This is a genomic window from Arthrobacter sp. MYb227, assembly GCF_002975435.1.
Taxonomy (GTDB): domain Bacteria; phylum Actinomycetota; class Actinomycetes; order Actinomycetales; family Micrococcaceae; genus Paeniglutamicibacter.
The window spans coordinates 48,385-67,060 of the sequence record NZ_PCPT01000005.1; the positions used below are offsets into that span (position 1 = coordinate 48,385).

Below are 18,676 nucleotides of genomic sequence, written 5' to 3' on the forward strand. Positions count from 1 at the left end.
CCCACGCCAGTACCTGTGCTTGAGTCCGAGGAAGCCGTTTTCCGGTATGTGCCGCAAGGAGTGGACCTAGGTCCGTCATGATGGATAAAGCCGCACAAACATCCGCTCGCACTCGCCCATCAAACGGTATTGGCTCCGGATATCCGCCCTGATCTGAACCGCATCGAAGTTCGAGGGGAATATCCCTACACGTCCCGTTGCTGTACATAATGTGTGCCATAAATCGGCTGGCAGTCGTTTACCTGCCTAGCCCCGGTGCCGCGCTCCGTGCTTTAGCGAGCCGGATCCAACACACGCTCATTCGTTCTTTGAAAGTGGTCAATGCCTGCCAACCAGCCCCCACACGACTCAACGCTCGCCGATGAGTCGGCCGAGCTGGTCGCTGATGCACCAGATGTAGCACAGCCGCAAGCTGCAGAAAACACGGCAACCCCGGAGCTCTCCCCGGCGGGCCGATGGAAACTGCTCAGCGTCTTACTCGCCGTGATGTTCATGTCGCTGGTGTCGGTAAGCATCGTCAACGTAGTTTTACCTTCCATTGAATCCACGATGGGGGCCAGCGAATCCGATTTGCAATGGGTACTGGCGGGGTATGCGCTGACCTTCGGTGTGGTCTTGGTGGCCGCCGGACGAGCCGGTGACTTGCTGGGCCGCGGCATGATGTTCATTATCGGCGTGGTGATTTTTACGCTTGCCTCGATTCTTGCCGGATTTGCCGCAGATCCGATGCAGCTAAATATTGCTCGGTTCATCATGGGCATCGGATCGGGACTGCTCAACCCGCAGGTCATGGGCATGATCCAACAGCATTTCCAGGGTGCCGCGCGTGGCAGAGCCTACGGTTTCTTGGGTACCATCGTCGGATTCTCGGTCGCCATCGGCCCGGTGCTTGGTGGAGTGTTAATCAACTGGCTAGGGCCCGATGCCGGGTGGCGTTCAACATTCTTGATCAATGTTCCCATCGGCATGATTGCGGTACTCATCGCGTTCATCTGGCTCCCGAAGCCACTCTTTACCCGGCCGACCAGTAAGGTCGACCTAGATCCGGTGGGCACGCTGTTACTTGCGGCAGGAATTTTTGCCTTCCTCTTCCCGTTTGTGCAGGCTCGCGAGAACCCGATGCTATGGTCGCTGCTTGCCGTGGCACTGATCCTGCTCGCTCTGTGGATCTGGTGGGAAAGACGATACAAACTCCGCGGTGCGCAACCCATGGTGGAGCTCTCACTGTTTAAAATTCGTAGCTTCAGCAATGGCACGGTGATTGCCGGGCTCTACTTCATGGGTGTCTCCAGCGTGTGGGTGCTAGTTGCCATCTACGTGCAGCAGGCCCGCGGCTTTAGTGCCTTGGAAGCCGGTCTAATCGCGTTACCTGCAGCGCTCTTTTCCGCGCTCAGCGCCCACGTTGCTGGTCGCTATGTGATGACCGCCGGCCGCCGGCTGGTCATTGGCGGAACCTTAAGTGCGTTCTTTGGCCTGTTGTGCACGATCGCCATCATCGAATTAGAAGCACGTGGCATCTTGAGCATCTGGTGGTTGCTTCTTTCGCTATCCTTTATTGGGTTGGCGCAGGGGTTCATTATTTCTCCGAACCAGGCATTGACCCTGATGGAAGTTCCGGTACAAAATTCCGGTAGTGCCGGTGGGCTGATGCAGACCTCCCAGCGCGTGGGAACCGCGGTGGGCATCGCCGTCATTACCGCGGTGTTCTATGGGGTAAACCAGAGTGCCGGGTACCCAACCGCCATGACGCTTTCGTTTATTGCGATCAGCATTCTGGTTCTTGCGACCCTATGGGTTGCCGTGGTGGATTGGCGCCACGGTCACCGTAAAGTGGAGCAACCAGAGCTAGTTTGAGCATGGCTTTACCCCATGAGTGCTCCTTGAAATTGGCAAGATTGTAGAGCTAGTACCTCGTCGAGGCATTGCTGGCGGAGTGTTCTGAGTGTTCCGACTACGTCGTCTCTCATTCCATAACAGGGAAGGCAGCACAGCCCCTTTACTCGCATTTCTACTTTCTGAACGTCCCAAGTCAGGTTTGGTGAGCCCCTGCTAGGCTGAGCTGCTATTGATGATCTGTCTAGTTCCCAGTGAACCGCTGACAGCGGCGGTTGATTTTAAGATTGGCTTTGAAAGCAGCATGAAGCACAAACCGTTTACGATCCTGACCTCGCTCGCGATTGCCGGGTTGGCAGCATTATCTCTAGCGGGGTGTGGCTCCTCGGATCAAGGCAAGGAAGCTTCGGCACCGTCAGGCGAGAACGCTGCCGCCGCGACCACGCAGGCCAAAGAACCTGCTTCCGGAGCATCCGAGGAACAGGGGGAAGTTAAATTCAGCTATGGGGAAGTGGCGTACACGGCAAAACTTCAATCTTGCGCACTGGTTGAAGCCGAAGATGCCCTTTTTCATGGCCCGGCTTTCGACGCAACAGGTGCCGTGGTGGGTTACCTCAGTGGGGATTTCACCGGGCTAGGAGATAGCGCCTCCGGCGAAGCGCGCATTAACTTTGGGGCAACGAAGAACATGCAGAGCACCGATAAATTCGTTGCGATGGGGGATGTACGAAGCGACATTGTGATCACCGATTCCAGCGACACCAGCCTCATTGTTATGGGTGGCGCATGGGAGCAAGACGGAACCAAGCTTCCGGTTGCCACGCTGAACGTGAGCTGCTGATATACGAAAATCGATGGCCAGAAGGACAAAGCCCGGTGTGATGGTGAAACTTCTTTCACCATCACACCGGGCTTTGGGCCCTTATTGCTTTGAAACTCTAGGGTGAGTTTCTAGACCTGGTTACCCAGCTTGAAGCCCTTAGCCTCGGAACCTGTCTCTTCGGGGCGGGTGTAGGAGAATCCATCGGCACCAATGGTGACGGCCATTTCCGAAGAATCGGTGCGCTCGATGACTTCCTGCACATTGCCATCAAGGTCAAGCACGTAGGAGGCCTCGGTGTACCAGGACGGAACTACCGGGTTGCCCCACCAGTCGCGGCGCTGGTTATCGTGCACATCCCAGGTGATGACCGGGTTATCCGGGTCGCCGGTGTAGTAGTCCTGGGTGTAAATCTCGATGCGGTGATCATCCGGATCCAGGATGTAGAGGTAGAACGCGTTGGAGACGCCGTGGCGGCCAGGGCCGCGCTCGATGCGATCACTCATGCGCAGTGCGCCCATTTTGTCGCAGATCTGGATGATGTTGTGCTTCTCGTGGGTGGAGAAAGCGACGTGGTGCAGGCGTGGGCCGTTGCCACCGGTCAGTGCGGTGTCATGGACGGTGCCCTTGCGGTGCATCCAGGCGGCGTAGGTGGTGCCTTCCTCATCCTGAATGTCCTCGGTGACGCGGAAGCCAAGATCTTCGAGGTAGGCGCGTCCACGCGGAACATCCGGGGTGACCTGGTTGAAGTGGTCAAGGCGGACCAGCTCGCCGGCCGAGTAAATGTCATAACGCATGTGTAGGCGCTCGACGTGCTCGGTTTCGAAGAAGAATTCGTAGGGGAAGCCCAGCGGATCTTCGACACGTACCGCATCGCCAATGCCCTTGACGAAGCCGTCCTTGCGGCGTTCGGTGCGGCAACCGAGTTCCTTGTAGTAGGCCTCGGCCTTATCTACTTCCTCGGTGGAACGCACGCGGAAGGCCATGGCCTTCAGCGCCGCCACCGGGCCAAGGGTGAGCACCAGGTTGTGGTGGATGAATTCTTCGAAGGAACGCAGGTAGATCTGCGTGTCATCTTCGTAGGAAACATGCAGGCCAAGTACGTCAACGTAGAACTTGCGGGAGGCCGCAAGGTCGGTAACTACCAGCTCGGCATAGGCGCAGCGCAGGATATCCGGGGCCGGAACCGATGGGGTGGGGACTGGATTTGCTGGGGCTTTAGTCATGATTACTTCGCTCCTTCGCGAAAAAATTGTGGGGGAGGGGGGAAAGGAATTAGGCACCGAACTTGGGGGTGTGGACTTCACCGAGGGTGATGTGCACTGCCTGCTGATCGGTGTAGAAATCGATCGAGCGGTAGCCGCCCTCATGTCCCAGGCCGGAGGCCTTCACGCCACCGAAGGGTGAACGCAGATCGCGCACGTTGTGGGAATTGAGCCACACCATGCCGGCCTCGACATCCTGAGCGAAGTTATGCGCACGCTTCAGATCATTGGTCCACACGTAGGCCGCAAGCCCGTAACGGGTGTTATTCGCCAGCTCGAGTGCTTCGGCATCGGTATCGAAGGGGGTGATGGCCACGACGGGGCCGAAGATTTCTTCCTGGAAGATGCGGGCATCGGGTGCCACATCAACAAAGACGGTCGGGGCGACGTAGGAACCGTTTTCCTGACCTTCGGGCAGGTTTTCCGGGCGTCCGCCACCGGCAACCAGACGGCCCTCGGACTTGCCAAGTTCCACGTAGCTCATGACCTTGTCATAGTGCTCAGGGTGAACCAGCGCGCCGACCTCGGTGGCTGGATCGTGCGGGTCGCCAACCTTGATGGTCTTGGCGCGCGCCGCGTAGGCTTCGACGAACTTCTCGTAGATGGGGCGCTCAACGAGGATGCGCGAACCGGCGGTGCAACGCTCGCCGTTCAGTGAGAAGACTCCGAAGAGGGTCGAATCGATCGCGGCGTCGAAGTCTGCATCAGCGAACACGATGGCCGGGGACTTGCCACCGAGCTCCATTGACATGCCCTTGAGGTTTTCCGCGCAGTTGCGGAAGATCAGCTGGCCGGTTGAAGATTCACCGGTGAAGGAGATCAACGGAACCTTCGGGTGCTTGACCAGTGCGTCACCGGCTTCCTCACCGATGCCGTTGACCAGGTTGAAGACGCCTACCGGCAGGCCGGCTTCTTCGAAGATGGTGGCCCAGAGTGAAGCCGAAAGCGGAGTGAACTCCGCCGGCTTGAGCACCACTGTACAACCCGAGGCGATGGCCGGGGCCAGCTTCCAGGATTCGAGCATGAACGGGGTATTCCACGGGGTGATGAGCCCGGCAACGCCGATTGGCTTGCGGTTGACGTAGTTCAGCTGTGAACCCGGAACCTTCAGCGCGGTATCGTGCTGGGCAACGATCAGATCGGCGAAGAAACGGAAGTTCTCTGCGGCACGCTGTGCCTGGCCACGGGCCTGGGTGATCGGCAGCCCGGTGTCAAAGGTTTCCATTTCCGCCAGGCGATCTTCCTGGGCGACCACGGCGTCGGCGATCTTGTACAGCACCTTGGCACGGGCGCGTGGGCTCATGGTCGGCCATGGACCGTTCTTGAAGGCCTCGGTTGCCGCTGCTACTGCTGCGTCGATGTCTGCCTTTTGGCCGGCTGCGGCGGTGGCATAGGTGGTGTTGGTTACCGGGTCCAGGACCTCAAAGGTTTCTCCACCGATGGAGTCGACGAACTTGCCGCCAATGTAGTGCTGGATGCTGCTGGGCAGATTTTCTGGGACAAAGTGCTTACTCATGAGGGCATATCTCCTTGGAGGTGAGGAAGGTTTTCAAAGCAATGGGAAAGGCTGTGGTCTAGAGCGGTGAGGCCGGGAGGTTGGCCGCCGCGAGGTAGGCGTTGAGCGTGTTGGTGCGGTGTGCCCGGGCCACCTGTTCGATCTCGGCGGCCGAGGCGTTGGCCTCGATGAGATCGAGCAGGTGCCCGTGTTCCTTGACCGATTCGCGGGCGCGGCCCGGAATGTGGGTGAAGGAGGAAGAACGCATGACCGCCAGTCGGTTCCAGCCGCGCTGCACCAATTCCAGAATGTGTGGGTTGGGGCAGTTGCGGTAGAGCACCTGGTGGAACTCGTTGTTGAGTTGGGTGAAGCGTGGCGGGTCAAAGTCGGTGAGTAAATCCGTCATGGTCTGGTTGATGGCCCGGGCCGCCGCGAGCTGGTCCGCATCTACGAACGGTGCGCTCAACGCGGTTGCCGCTCCCTCGATAATGGCAAGTGTCTGCATGGTGTGAAGATACAGTGCACTATCGGCAGCGGTGACCGTTGCGCCAACATTGCGTTCAAAGGTGACAAGTCCTTCGGCCTCAAGTCGGCGGATTGCCTCGCGCACCGGCACCACCGAACAGCCAAGCTCGGTAGCGATGGTGCCAAGCACCAGGCGATAGCCGGGGGTAAAGGTGCCCTCGGTAATGCGCTGGTGCAGCAGCGTGTAGGCGGCCTCGGATTTACTCGTTTTCATGTGTGCCTAGAACTCGGGTTCGCCGTTGGCGACCCACTGGTTGTACTTGGCTTTCCACTCGGCGTTCATCGGGAACAGGCCCTGAATCTTGTTGCCGTTTTTTACGTTGAGGAACACAAAGGTATCCTGGCGTTCGTTCTCCACGACCTCGTCGGCGATTTCTGCTGCCAGGTGCGGCGGGATGACCAGAATGCCGTCGGCATCGGCGATCACGATGTCACCGGGCACGATGGTGGTGCCACCGCAACCAACTGCTACGTCGGTGTCCCACGGCACGTGCTTGCGCCCGAGCACCGCCGGGTGTGCACCATTGTGGAAGGTGGGGATATCCAGTGCCGCAACTGCATCGAGGTCGCGGACTCCGCCATCAGTGATGATGGCTTCGGCGCCGCGGACCTGGGTGCGCATGGCAAGAATGTCGCCCAAGGTTCCGGAGCCCTTTTCGCCGCGGGCTTCCATGACGAGGATTTCGCCCGGGCCAATGTCATCGATGACGCGCTTCTGTGCGTTGTAGCCGCCGCCGTGAGTCTTGAACAGATCTTCACGGTTAGGTACGTAGCGCAGCGTGCGGGCTGTGCCGATGACCTTTGTCATGCCCTTGGTGGCCTGTAGGCCATCGACCGAAACATTGTTTAGTCCGCGGCTGCGCAATGCTCCGGAGATGGTGGCGGTGGCTACCGACATGAGCTTTTCCTTGACCTCATCGGTCAGGGCGGCCTTGCCGGTGATGGGCAATTCGATGCCGGCCTCTGCCGCTGTGCCAAAGGCATCGATGCGATCTGCATCGGTGATCTTGGGCTGGTTGCCGAAGGTCGCAAAGTCTTGGTTGCCTTCGATAACCGTGGTGGCAAGGCGTCCGGTGGACAGACCGGCTGCTTCGTCATCGACCTGAACTTCAACGACATCGCCCGGGACGATGACCGAGGAACCGGCCGGGGTGCCGGTGAGAATGATGTCTCCGGTCTTCAGCGTCATCTGCTGGGAAAGATCGGCAACGATCTGTGCGAAGGAGAAGATGAGCTCTTCGGTGGTGGCGTCCTGGGCGATTTCACCGTTGACCCAGGTGCGAATGCGCAGGGCTGCCGGGTTCAGCGAGGCAGCAGGAAGCAGGACCGGGCCCAGTGGGGTGTAACCGTCTCCGGACTTGGAGCGGATGTTGGAGCCCTTGTCCGCGTACTTCATGTCGTACACGCCAAGATCGTTCGAAGCGGTGACGAAGCCTACGTGGCTCCAGGCGTCCTCTACCGAAACACGGCGGGCGTCGGTGCCAATGATCAGGGCAATTTCACCCTCGAAGGCCAGTAGTTCGGTGCTGGCCGGCCGCTCAACGGTTGAACCGGTTGCGGCAAGCGAAGAAGAGGCCTTCATGAAGTAGGAAGGGAACGCGGGGGTGCGGCCACGCTGGGCTGCTCGTGAGGAGTATGCAAGGTGTACCGCAAGAACCTTGCCGGCTGCATCGAAGATTGTCTGATCGGCTGTGATCAAATCGGTGACGGTGGCGTCGCTGCCCACTGTTCCTCCTGTTGTGTATGAAATCGTATACGATCCAGTGTGATGGGCGTCTCCGGGTTTGTCAAGACCTTCGGCAGGTGCTTGTAATACGGGCGTCATTGAGGCCCGCTGGGCTATCGGAATTGTGGTTCGGACGACGGAAATTAGACGCCAAGAAACTTTTTCAAAGTTTCTCGTATTTTCCGCGTCACGATTCCGTCGGGTGCAACTCTTAGCTCAATGAAGGGCAGTTATTGATTTGGCTGGCCCTGAAAGTACGCAGTTATCCATATGACTCCTTGGGGGATTCGTAAGGGTGATGAATGCCGTGGTGATGTGTTGCTGGGGAACGTAACACGGCCTTGTTTCGAGCTCGCTGGGGGAGTTCGAAACATACCTATGGTTTTGCCGTACGACCCGATAAGGGGCATTTAGGGAATAGCGAAGAGCCGGGATCCTTGGGGGATCCCGGCTCTTCGGCCCGTCTAAGACAAATTAGTGCTGGTTGCTCGGCATGGGCCTAGCTGGCGAGAAACTCCACTGCCGCATTCTTGAACTCGCGGCTAGTTACTGCGTTCGCATGATCGCGCCCGGGAAGCCAGAGGATTGCGCGTTTGGTGTTCCGGGTATCGAGTAGTTCGGTGAGTCGCGGCATGGTGGTAGCCAGCGAATCCCCGTCCCCGGCTACCAATAGAGCCGGCATGGTGGGGATCATTTGTTCCGGAGCGAATGGCTCGGTCTTGATTGCCTGAATCATGCTCATGAGTGAAAACATGTCATTTGATTCAACGGTTTGGGCCATGCGCAATAGATCTGCCGTTGACTCATCGGCGACTGAGCTGCCGTCTGCCAAAAACTGTTGGGCCGCTTCGAGATCGAAGGCGGCAAGCGGATCGATGCTGGCTGGACCGCCAAGGACCAGGCGGTTCACCAACTGAGGTTGGGTGCCACCGAATTCCCAGGCCAAACGGGCACCGAGCGAGTAACCAACCACGTCTACGCCGGAGTTTGGATCGCCATCCTTGCAGGGAGTAATGCCCTGATCCATGAGCAGCTGCAATAAATCTGCGCGCATTCGGCTGGGGGTGTAGGCGTCGAGATCTTCCGGGGCTGGCGAGGTGCCATGTCCTGGAAGGTCAACAGCAAGTACTTTTCGTCCGGCTTCGGTCAGTGCGCGAATCCAGCCAGACTTCACCCAGTTCAGGTCGCTCGAAGAGGCAAAGCCATGTAACAGAACTACCGGGCGCAGTCTTGTTGCGCCTTCGGGCTCATAAATGCTCAGGCTTAAAGCGTTGGCAGTGCCTTCGACGAGGTGCTCATGTGATCTTCCCATGGGCAAATCCTTGCAGATCGGTATGGATTTTACGAGTTTGGGCCCCGAGCCATGATGGATCGGGGCCCAAACGGGGAAAGGGGGGATTAGCTCACCGAGAGTTGGAACCAGCCTGCCCAACCGGTACGCCCGTCCCACCACGTGCTATACGTCTTGGAATCCGAACCTACGGCAAAGACATCCAGGTGCTCGGTGATCCTTGAAATTGCGATCACGGTGCTACCCGGAGCCGCTATGCCGCCGGAGATGTTGAACCAGCCGGCCCAGCCACCGGGATCATGCCACCAGGTTGAATAGATCCGATTATCGGTTCCCACGGTGAACAGATCCAGCTGGTTTGAATACCGGGCCACGGCAGTGACCTGTGATCCAGGGGAAGCCGCACCTCCAGAAACCTGGAACCAGCTTCCCCAGCCACCCAGTGCGTTCCACCAGGTGCTAACGATTCTCTGATCGCTGGCGATGGTGAAAAGATCCAATTGGTCACGGTGGCGTGCCACCACATTGACCGCCGAATCGCTGCGCACCGCCTGATTACCGATCCTGAACCACGTTGACCAGCCGCTGCGCTCATCCCACCAGCAACTCCACACCCGGTTGTCGGTTCCCACCGTGAACAAGTCCAAATGGAACGGGTAGCGGGCGATCGCCGTGACGGTTGCGCCATTTGCTGCAACGCCGCCGGAGACGTGGAACCATCCGGACCAACCGCTGGAGACATCCCACCAACAGGACATGATTCGTCCGTCGGCAGCGGTGGTGAACACATCGAGGTGTCCGGTGTAGCGGCTGACCACGTTCACGGTAGAACCCGGGCGAACCTGCAGCCCACCGGCGAGCACAAACCAGTTTGACCAGCCACCCGAGGCGTCCCACCAAGCACTATAGACACGGTTATCCGTGCCTACGGTGAATACATCGAGGTGACGTGCGTAGCGTGAAATCGCCGTGACCGGGGAGCCGGTGCCACCGGGAGAGGCAATACCGCCGGCGAGCTGGAACCAGCCACCCCAGCCCGTGGAAGCATCCCACCAATCGGTCATGGTGCGCCCATCGGAGGCAACATCAAAAACGTCAAGATGTTCCGGGTAACGCGAGACCACGGAGATTGGTGTGCGTGCCCGGGCATTGAGCGTTGCCAGCGGCCCAATACGGTTGAAAATTACCTGGCGGCAGACCCGGCAAAATGGAACCCCGAGATTACGCATCTTGCAGTCGTGTTCGGGACGGTAAGCGCCACAATGGTAGTAGTGGGCTCCCTCGAAGGTTCCCACGGTTCCGCCGGGCACCGTGCTGGGCCGTGAATCGATACTTGCACAATTGGGGTTTGACATCGTGGGAAGCGCCGTCGCCGCGGCTACCGCCCAACCCCATTTCAGCGTGGCCCTGGTGGTATTGATTGTCACGTTGGGCTCTTGTGGTTCCGTGGCCGGGTGGTGATCGTGCCCGGTTTCGTTTCCACCTGCGTAATACGGATATTCATCGGCAAGCCTGAAGGCGGTGTGCCCGGCTTCGTGGATGGCTATCTCACTTGCGCCGCCGGCCAGTGAGAAGGTACCCACCGAGCCGCCCGAGCCCCCGTAGATAGTGGAATTAACCACTAGCAGCGCGAGGCTAAACTGTGGAACCTGCGCCGCGGCGACCGTCAGGACGGTTGTTGCGTTACACACCAGCAGGCGCCGGATGCCATTGCCCCCAAAGCTCGCATCGAAATAGGTACGCACGCTGGCCCCGGTACCACCTCCGGAAACCGGGTCATCGGCACCCGCGTCGGTCGATGAAACATTGACACGGAAAATATTGATGGCCGGTGCTAGATCGTTGAAGGGGGCTGTGCCCAGCAACGCCGTCGCGAAGGCCGAGACGGCGGTGTTGAAGGCGTTTTGTTGCCCGGTCTGGAACCCCTCGGCAAGTAGCACAATGTTGAATGCCTGGTTCACCGGCGCGGTGCCGCTGACTCGGGTGGTTCCGATGACGGTTCCATCGGCGGTGCTCATGGCGTACTCCCTTCTTCGGTCAGCGGGAAGACACCTAAAATGCGGCGCTCGGGTGGCCCTGCCGGGCCGGGGAGTGCCTCACGGTCTGCCGATGCCGGGACAATATCCAGCAGTGCCACGCTTGCCGCAGCCTTGGGAGCGGGGACCACAACGGTAAATGCGCCCTGCGGGTGTTCAAGGGCAACGCGCATGATCGGATCGCCGGGGTTTTCGGGGAACACCTCGGCAGTTGTCTGCATGCCGGTCACTGGAACACTGGCCAGGGCCTTGTTGGATGCATCGCGTACCTCGGCCACCTTTCCGACGTGGTCTTCAAGGGGGGTCTGTGCGCCGGTGAGTGCCATATCCACTAATTGGCGCGAAATCAGGTGAATCTCATCCCCGTCGTATTCGAAGATCAATCTCATGGAGCCCGGGCCTTGGCCCGGGCTTGACTCCTGGGACATTGAATTCTCGTTTCTCTTACTGCCGTCATAGGCATGTTGACCCCCTGGCGGTTGTCGGGGATCCGAGCGAGTGTCCAGCCAGTAGACACCTGCCCCCAGCGGGAGTCAAGGGGCGATCATGGGCGGGTAACGTGTCGGTAATTAAGGGAGTGTCCGGTGGCGCGTCATGCTCTTGCCCGCGGATGGTCCGGGCTGTACCCTTAGTTAAGGTCAAAGTGACATTAACTAAGGATGTTGAGTCAGATTCCATTCGCAAACGTTGCCGAACGACGTGAGCAACCCCCAATCCTGGCGGTTTCTACAGTCATTTTCTCGCTACGTGATGATGAGCGTTCGGGTCGCAAGAGCCTCTGGCTTCCGCTAGTGCGCCGCACCCGAGATCCCTACCGTGGTCAATGGGCACTACCGGGGGGACCCCTCGGTGCCCGCGATTCACTGGTCGATGCGGCAGCGGCCAACCTGCGAGAAACCACCGGGCTCATTCCGCGCTATCTCGAACAGCTCTACGCATTCGGAGACCTGGAACGCTCACCGACTAGACGCGTCGTCTCGGTGGTGTACTGGGCGCTGGTCCGCGAAGATGATGCCCCACACACCGATACCGCTGCAACCTCGGTACTGCTCGATGACCCCAACGTTGCCTGGTTCCGCGCCGATGATGAGCAAGTGCTACAAAATATGGCCTTCGACCACCAGCAGATCATCGAATACGCACTCTGGCGACTACGCAACAAGGTCGAATACGGATCGATAGCCCACCGACTACTCGGCGAGCGCTTCACCCTAGCCCAAGTCCGTGAGGTCTATGAGGCGGTGCTTAATAAGTCGCTTGATCCGGCGAACTTCCGCCGCCAGTTACGTAACGCTGCGGATATCGAGGAAACCGATGAGTTCCTCGCCGGCGGTAAACACCGCCCCCCACGTCTTTATCGCTACACCGGCTCCCCAACCCACCCACTTGAGAGCGAGAATATCTCATGAGCACCACAACTACCCCCTCAATTGCCACGCTGACCCTGCTCTCCCCGGAATCAACGTGTAATACAGACTTGGTCAAGAGCCCGTGGGCCTTTGACGATGGCTCAGCCTCCTATGGTCCGGGCTCCTCCGAGAACGATATTGCTCCGGCCAGCACCCCGCGTCAGGGGCAAATCCCTGATGAGTACAAGGAAGCCAGCGACCAGGAGCTGCGTGAACGAATCCTTGCGGCCAAGAAAACCTTGGGCGAGGAACTGGTGATCTTGGGCCACCACTACCAGCGTGATGAAGTAGTTGAGTTTGCCGACTTTGTGGGCGATTCCTTCCAGCTTGCCAATGCCGCGCTCACCCGCGAAAAGGCCAAATACATTGTCTTCTGCGGTGTGCACTTCATGGCCGAGACCGCGGATATTCTTTCCACCGATGAACAGGCAGTGATTCTGCCTAACCTTGCCGCGGGCTGTTCGATGGCGGACATGGCAGATGAATCAAGCGTTGAGGAATGCTGGGAACAGCTCATGGACCTGTACGCCGATGAGGACACCACGGATGGGAAAGCATCTGTCATCCCGGTGACCTACATGAACTCTTCTGCCGCGCTGAAGTCGTTTGTGGGCAAACACGGCGGAATCGTATGTACCTCCTCGAATGCCGCAACGGTGCTTGAGTGGGCGTTTGAGCGTGGCCGCCGCGTACTCTTCTTCCCGGATCAGCACCTGGGGCGCAATACAGCCAAGGCCATGGGTATCGGCTTGGAGCAGATGCCGATGTGGAATCCGCGCAAGGTGCTGGGTGGATCGGACGCGCAGACGCTGATCGATGCCAAGGTGATCTTGTGGCACGGGTTCTGCTCGGTGCACAAGCGATTCACCGTGGCACAGATCCAGAAGGCACGCGCCGAACACCCGGGCGTGCGCATCCTGGCTCACCCCGAATGCCCGATGCCCGTGGTCGATGCCTCAGATGAGGCTGGTTCCACCGACTACATCCAAAAGGCAGTTGCCGCGGCTCCGGCCGGTTCGGTCTTTGGCATTGCCACGGAAATCAATATGGTCAATCGTTTGGCCGCAGAACACCCGGAACACACCATCTTCTGTCTGGATCCGGTGATCTGCCCGTGCTCGACCATGTACCGCATCCACCCCAGCTACATTGCTTGGGTACTTGAATCGCTAATCAAGGGCGAAGTGCTCAACCGTATTACCGTGGATCAGGACGTTTCGGTCAACGCGAAGATCGCGTTGGAACGGATGTTGGCGGCCCGCCCGTGAATACCGGGGACACCGATCTGATTGTTGTTGGCTCCGGGGTTGCCGGGCTCTATGCGGCCCTGAGCGCGGCAACCCGTGGGCTGCGCGTGAGCTTGGTGACCAAGGATGCGTTGGAGAATTCTAATTCTTGGTATGCCCAGGGCGGTCTGACCGCTGTGGGCCCGGTGGGTCTTGCTCGCGGGGATTCGGTAGCAAGCCATATTGCCGACACCCTGATTGCCGGGGCACAACTCAATGACGTGAGCGCGGTTGCCTCCATGTGTGAATCGGCCTGGACGCACGTCGAAGCGCTGGTCGCTGCGGGCACCGAATTTGATAAGAACGCGTCTGGTGAATTTGCGCTGGGTTTAGAAGCGGCCCATGCCCATCCACGGATTTTGCATGCAGGGGGAGACGCCACAGGGAAGGTCATGGCCGGTGCACTGATCACCGCCTGCCTGAAGGAAGAAGCCGCGGGCCGTCTCACTATCCGTGAACATGTATTTGTCACCGATCTACTTCAAGATGCACAGCATGATCCGGAGCGGGTTACCGGCATTCGGGTGCTCAATCAGCACGGAAGAGTTGAAGTTCTACGCTCAGCCGCGGTGCTACTTGCTACAGGTGGTATCGGTCGGCTTTATGCGGCAACGACTAACCCAGACGGAGCCACGGGGGACGGTGCTGCTCTTGCCTACCGTGCCGGGGCGGTGCTTGCCGATATCGAGTTCGTCCAATTTCACCCGACCTTGGTGACCCCCGGCGATTTCATGATCTCCGAGGCCGTCCGTGGTGAGGGAGCCATCCTTATTGATCAACACGGTGAGCGATTCATGCTTAGCGTTCATCCGGATGCGGAACTTGCCCCACGTGATGTGGTGGCTCGCGCCATTCATGCAATCGACGCCACCGGAAATCAAGCATTCCTGGATGCTACAGCAGTTGAAACACAACACGGAGGAGGGTTCTTGGCTCGACGCTTCCCAAGTATCACCACCTCCCTTGCCGCCCTTGGTTATGACCTTGCGGTGGCACCGGTCCCGGTTAGCGAGGCCGCGCACTATTGGATGGGCGGGGTGCTGACCAACGAACAGGGACAAAGCACCCTGCCGGGGCTTTACGCGGCAGGAGAAACAGCGTGCACCGGTGTGCACGGAGCGAATCGGTTGGCATCAAACTCGCTTCTCGAGGCACTGACCTTTGCCTGGAATACGGTTGCGTCCCTCGAGACGTCCGCCAACGTGCAAACTAAAGATGCTGACATCAGCGTGATCATCACCCACCCAAGTACCTCGCCTCATTCCAATGAACCGGTTAGAGAACTCAACCTTGAGACATTGCAGGATGTGGCAACCACTTACTTGGGCGTCGAACGCACCGCGGCAGGACTTTACGCAGCGCTAGAAACACTGTCTTCCTACCAGGTCAGTGGAACGGACCGGGAAGCACACGAACTACGCAACCTGCTCAGCCTCGCCACAGTCATCGGGCGTGCGGCACTGAATCGTACAAGCTCAATCGGTGCTCACTACCGCACTGATGCACCAGCACTCCCGGAATCCGAGCGTGGCAAGCTCACTCGCTACGGATTCAAATGTGCACCCGTTGTCACCGAGTCCATGGAAGCTGGCATGACAGCGCAGCTAGATCAACAAATATTGAGAATTGGATAAACCCATAATGCAGCAAACACTCACCAGCACACCCACATCCCTCACCCCGCTGCCGGTCCCACAGCGGGTGATCAACCAGATCGTCACAGCGGCGCTCGCCGAAGATAACCCACGCGGCGATCTCACCGGCAATGTGCTGATCCCGGCCCACATCCAGGCCACGGCAGCGGTGATCGCCCGTGAACCCGGTATCTGTGCGGGTCTAGAAACCTTCATTGCCGCGATGAAACTCACCGACCCGGCGCTGGAACTGGTCGCGGCGCTCGCCGATGGTGACGCTTTTGCGAAGGGCGATACCCTGATCACCGTGACCGGTCCGGCCCGCGGCCTGCTGGCCGGGGAACGTGTGGGCCTCAACTTGTTGCAGCGCCTCTCGGGCATTGCCACGGCTACCGCGGCGTTCGTCAAGGAAGCCGCCGGAACCAAGGCACGCATTGTTGACACCCGAAAAACCACCCCGGGATTACGTGCCCTTGAACGTTATGCCGTGCGTTGCGGTGGCGGACACAACCACCGAGATAACCTCTCCGACGCGGTGATGGCCAAGGACAACCACCTAGCGCTGCTGGGCACCGGCGAGGAGCTGACCGCGGCGCTGCTCGCCGCCCGCGCCCAGCTGGGACATACCACCCACTTCGAGGTGGAAATTGATTCGCTCACCCAACTCGATGCGGTTCTGGCCGCCGGAATAGATACCATCATGTTGGATAACTTCACGCTCGAAGACCTTGCCACAGGTGTTGCCCGGATCAACGGGACGGCCCTCGTTGAGGCCTCCGGCAACGTCAAACTGGACACCGTTGCGTCAATCGCAGCCACCGGAGTTGACGTGATTTCCTCCGGCGCACTCACCCACTCGGTACGTGCCCTCGACCTTGGCCTAGATATCAGGATTGAAACACCCACACCATGATCTACCTTGACGCAGCTGCCACCACTCCGGTCCGCCAGGAGGTGCTCGACGTCATTATCCCGTTGTTGACCAGCGACTACGGGAACCCGTCAAGCACCCATGAAATGGGCCAAAGCGCTGCTCGAGCCCTTGACTATGCACGCACCGCCGCCGCAAAGGTCTTGGGAGTGCGTAGCGGGGACATTGTTTTTACCTCCGGCGGCACCGAGTCAAATAACCTGGCGCTCAAGGGTCTCGCGCTGGCTAACCCGCGCGGTAGGCATGTGCTGATCTCGGCGATCGAGCATCCCTCGGTCACCGAGGCCGCTCACTATCTTGAAAAGCATCACGGATTTAGTGTGGATGTAGTTCCAGTGACTTCAAATGGACTAGTTGATCTGACGGCGCTGGAAAACTTATTGCGTCCCGACACAACGTTGGTTTCTGTCATGGCGGTCAACAATGAGGTGGGGACCATTCAGCCCATCGGAGAAGTTTCCGCTGCTGCTCGCGCTGTGGGTGCCTTAGTTCATTGTGATGGGGTACAGGCCGCTGGCTGGTTGGATATGGCAGAAATCGCTAGAAATGTTGACGCGCTCAGTATTTCCGGGCACAAGATCGGTGGGCTCAAAGGAGCCGGGTTGCTCATGGTTCGCGGCAAGCTTGCGCTTGAACCCTTGGTTCACGGTGGTGGGCAGGAACGTGAACGGCGCTCGGGTACCGAAAACGTTGCGGGAGCCGTTTCCACGGCAACTGCGATGGTACATGCCGCGCAAAGTAATGCAGCTGGCACCGCACAAAGCTATGGTGAGTATTTCATCAATACGGTGCTCACTGGGCTGAACACCGAGGGACGCACTCGCGCAATCCTCACCGGAGATCGGATCCAGCGCGTGCCGGGCATCGTGTCTTTCATCTTCCCGGAAACCGGGGGAGAGACCGTGCTGCTGGAACTCGAACGACGCGGAGTTGTCTGCTCCTCCGGCTCTGCATGCGCCGCAGGGTCTACGGATGCTTCGCATGTGTTGTTGGCTCTGGGCTACGACGAGGAAATTGCGCACACAGCCGTACGCCTGAGCTTTACCCGCAATGTGAAAGAAGCCGAGATAGCAACCGCAGCACGGGCGGCTGTCGCAGCCGTGAAGGCGATTGCCGGGGACTAGCCGTCCAACAAGAGAATCATTTGATCAAAAGACCATGTCATCGTTAGGTTTTTTGCCTCGAGCTGATTGGATTGCACTATGAGTAATAGTGCGGAAACTTATTCGGAGCCCAAAGCTGCTAGTCGACTCAACGGATCCGAAGGCATAGAACGCCTATTGAATCGTGAGACGAATGTATCTGATCTGTTGCAGTACCTTACTATTCTCGATGCCAGTCCATGGGTCGAATTAGTAGGGTTTGAGCCTTTTGAAGCCCACCGCGAGTTCTCATTGCTGAGTAAAAACCACAAGGGGAGTGGGGACCTGCTTCTGACGGGGCCGGATTCTGAACTTGTGGCAATTGAGCTCAAATTAGGGCATCAGATAAGTGTAGAGCAACAAGCAAAATACGAAGGTTGGGCCGACTCGAGAAATGCCAGCCTATTCTTAGTATCTCTCGACCCCGACAATGAGCGGCCTTCTAACCTTTGGGAGATAGTCCGGCTGGATGATCTATTTGGCCGTTGGAAATCTTCGGAAGTACTCCTTGCCCGTAAATTGGCAGCGGATATTTTCGAGGTATTTAACAAGCGGCAAAAACTCGTTGCAGGAGTGTTTCTTGGTCCTGGCGAACCAGGTTCTCGACAATTTTCTGAGGTCCGAACTGCAGATGAAATGCGAATCATTACCCGTACAATTCGTGAAAACTTCAAGAAGCAAGATATTCAGGCTCATGCGGATGTCACGCTTGGGGGTGGAAATGCCATTATTCAAACGTGGCTACCAATCGCCGAAACTGAGGACCTATTTTTCATCGCCGAGGCACGCTTTAGTGCTAACCGGGCGGTTCTGCGATTTGGGCTGGACGGTCCTTGGGATGGAATCCACGTGTGGAAAGCTGCAAACTCGATTGATGCAGGATTACGTTGTGACGCGCTCAAAGAATACGTTGAGGCAAAAGGTCAGCTGGAACTATTTGCAGGAGTGAATCTTCACAAATCGGGTCGGCCTGCGGCCAAGGGCGATTGGGAAGCCGCACTGAATTCATGGGATGGGACTAGTCGCTTCGAAGATCATTTTGGAGGGCTTAATCCGGGTTTTAATCGGGACAAGGCATTCCGCCTGCAGGCTTCGGCCAGTTTCGACCGCGAACAAACGAATGCTTCCTCGCTGATAGGAGTCCTTGAATTTACGCTCGAGTATCTGCAGGAGATCTGGGATTCTCGGACGCCTGGGAATGCAGGCAGTGAAATACGGTAGCGGTTCAGAAATTAAGGGTGCCCACTATTTGATGGAAGCATAGACAAGTAGCGGTGAGCCCG

At 58.3% G+C, this 18,676-nt stretch carries 15 protein-coding genes; 8 read left to right on the top strand and 7 right to left on the bottom strand.

Annotation, left to right across the window (positions count from 1 at the left end; translation table 11 throughout):
• Window positions 1-321: 321 nt before the first annotated feature.
• The gene (locus tag CQ018_RS11625; RefSeq protein ID WP_105550181.1) at window positions 322-1,854 is read left to right on the top strand and encodes an MFS transporter; all 1,533 of its coding nucleotides are present in this window, start codon (window positions 322-324) and stop codon (window positions 1,852-1,854) included.
• Window positions 1,855-2,137: 283 nt separating this feature from the next.
• Window positions 2,138-2,674, top strand: a complete 537-nt coding sequence (locus tag CQ018_RS11630; RefSeq protein WP_146111883.1) for a hypothetical protein — start codon at window positions 2,138-2,140, stop codon at window positions 2,672-2,674.
• Between the two features lie 110 nt (window positions 2,675-2,784).
• On the opposite strand, the gene hpaD is transcribed toward CQ018_RS11630, so the two are convergent.
• The 7 genes from hpaD to CQ018_RS11665 all read right to left on the bottom strand — a co-directional run bounded on the left by hpaD (window position 2,785) and on the right by CQ018_RS11665 (window position 11,380).
• A complete protein-coding gene (gene hpaD, locus CQ018_RS11635; protein WP_105550183.1) occupies window positions 2,785-3,879 on the bottom strand; it encodes a 3,4-dihydroxyphenylacetate 2,3-dioxygenase in 1,095 nt (364 codons plus the stop codon).
• A gap of 49 nt (window positions 3,880-3,928) precedes the next feature.
• Window positions 3,929-5,434, bottom strand: coding sequence for a 5-carboxymethyl-2-hydroxymuconate semialdehyde dehydrogenase (gene hpaE, locus CQ018_RS11640; protein WP_105550184.1), 1,506 nt, complete (start codon window positions 5,432-5,434; stop codon window positions 3,929-3,931).
• 58 nt (window positions 5,435-5,492) lie between these two features.
• Window positions 5,493-6,152, bottom strand: a complete 660-nt coding sequence (locus tag CQ018_RS11645; RefSeq protein WP_105550185.1) for a GntR family transcriptional regulator — start codon at window positions 6,150-6,152, stop codon at window positions 5,493-5,495.
• A gap of 6 nt (window positions 6,153-6,158) precedes the next feature.
• A complete protein-coding gene (locus tag CQ018_RS11650) occupies window positions 6,159-7,664 on the bottom strand; it encodes a fumarylacetoacetate hydrolase family protein (protein WP_258142572.1) in 1,506 nt (501 codons plus the stop codon).
• 499 nt (window positions 7,665-8,163) lie between these two features.
• Window positions 8,164-8,976 (bottom strand): alpha/beta fold hydrolase, encoded by an 813-nt coding sequence (locus tag CQ018_RS11655; RefSeq protein WP_105550186.1) that lies wholly within the window; start codon window positions 8,974-8,976, stop codon window positions 8,164-8,166.
• 86 nt (window positions 8,977-9,062) lie between these two features.
• Window positions 9,063-10,973: a M64 family metallopeptidase gene (locus CQ018_RS11660; protein WP_105550187.1), complete on the bottom strand. Its 1,911-nt coding sequence runs from the start codon at window positions 10,971-10,973 to the stop codon at window positions 9,063-9,065.
• Window positions 10,970-11,380 carry a hypothetical protein gene (locus tag CQ018_RS11665; protein WP_105550188.1) on the bottom strand — a complete coding sequence of 137 codons (411 nt, stop codon included), beginning with the start codon at window positions 11,378-11,380 and terminating at the stop codon, window positions 10,970-10,972. The genes CQ018_RS11660 and CQ018_RS11665 overlap by 4 nt, the downstream gene beginning before the upstream one ends.
• A gap of 273 nt (window positions 11,381-11,653) precedes the next feature.
• Here CQ018_RS11665 and CQ018_RS11670 point away from each other — a divergent pair, with 273 nt between their 5' ends.
• The 6 genes from CQ018_RS11670 to CQ018_RS11695 all read left to right on the top strand — a co-directional run bounded on the left by CQ018_RS11670 (window position 11,654) and on the right by CQ018_RS11695 (window position 18,614).
• On the top strand, window positions 11,654-12,400 hold the full coding sequence (locus tag CQ018_RS11670; RefSeq protein WP_258142573.1) for an NUDIX hydrolase: 747 nt from the start codon (window positions 11,654-11,656) through the stop codon (window positions 12,398-12,400).
• Window positions 12,397-13,668 (top strand): quinolinate synthase NadA, encoded by a 1,272-nt coding sequence (gene nadA, locus CQ018_RS11675; RefSeq protein WP_105550190.1) that lies wholly within the window; start codon window positions 12,397-12,399, stop codon window positions 13,666-13,668. The genes CQ018_RS11670 and nadA overlap by 4 nt, the downstream gene beginning before the upstream one ends.
• Window positions 13,665-15,320 carry an L-aspartate oxidase gene (gene nadB, locus CQ018_RS11680; RefSeq protein ID WP_105550191.1) on the top strand — a complete coding sequence of 552 codons (1,656 nt, stop codon included), beginning with the start codon at window positions 13,665-13,667 and terminating at the stop codon, window positions 15,318-15,320. The genes nadA and nadB overlap by 4 nt, the downstream gene beginning before the upstream one ends.
• Window positions 15,321-15,327: 7 nt before the next feature.
• Complete coding sequence (nadC, locus tag CQ018_RS11685) at window positions 15,328-16,233, top strand: carboxylating nicotinate-nucleotide diphosphorylase (protein ID WP_105550192.1); 906 nt, start codon at window positions 15,328-15,330, stop codon at window positions 16,231-16,233.
• Window positions 16,230-17,375 (top strand): cysteine desulfurase family protein, encoded by a 1,146-nt coding sequence (locus CQ018_RS11690; RefSeq protein WP_105550193.1) that lies wholly within the window; start codon window positions 16,230-16,232, stop codon window positions 17,373-17,375. The genes nadC and CQ018_RS11690 overlap by 4 nt, the downstream gene beginning before the upstream one ends.
• A gap of 78 nt (window positions 17,376-17,453) precedes the next feature.
• Window positions 17,454-18,614 (top strand): hypothetical protein, encoded by a 1,161-nt coding sequence (locus CQ018_RS11695; RefSeq protein WP_105550194.1) that lies wholly within the window; start codon window positions 17,454-17,456, stop codon window positions 18,612-18,614.
• Window positions 18,615-18,676: the final 62 nt, after the last annotated feature.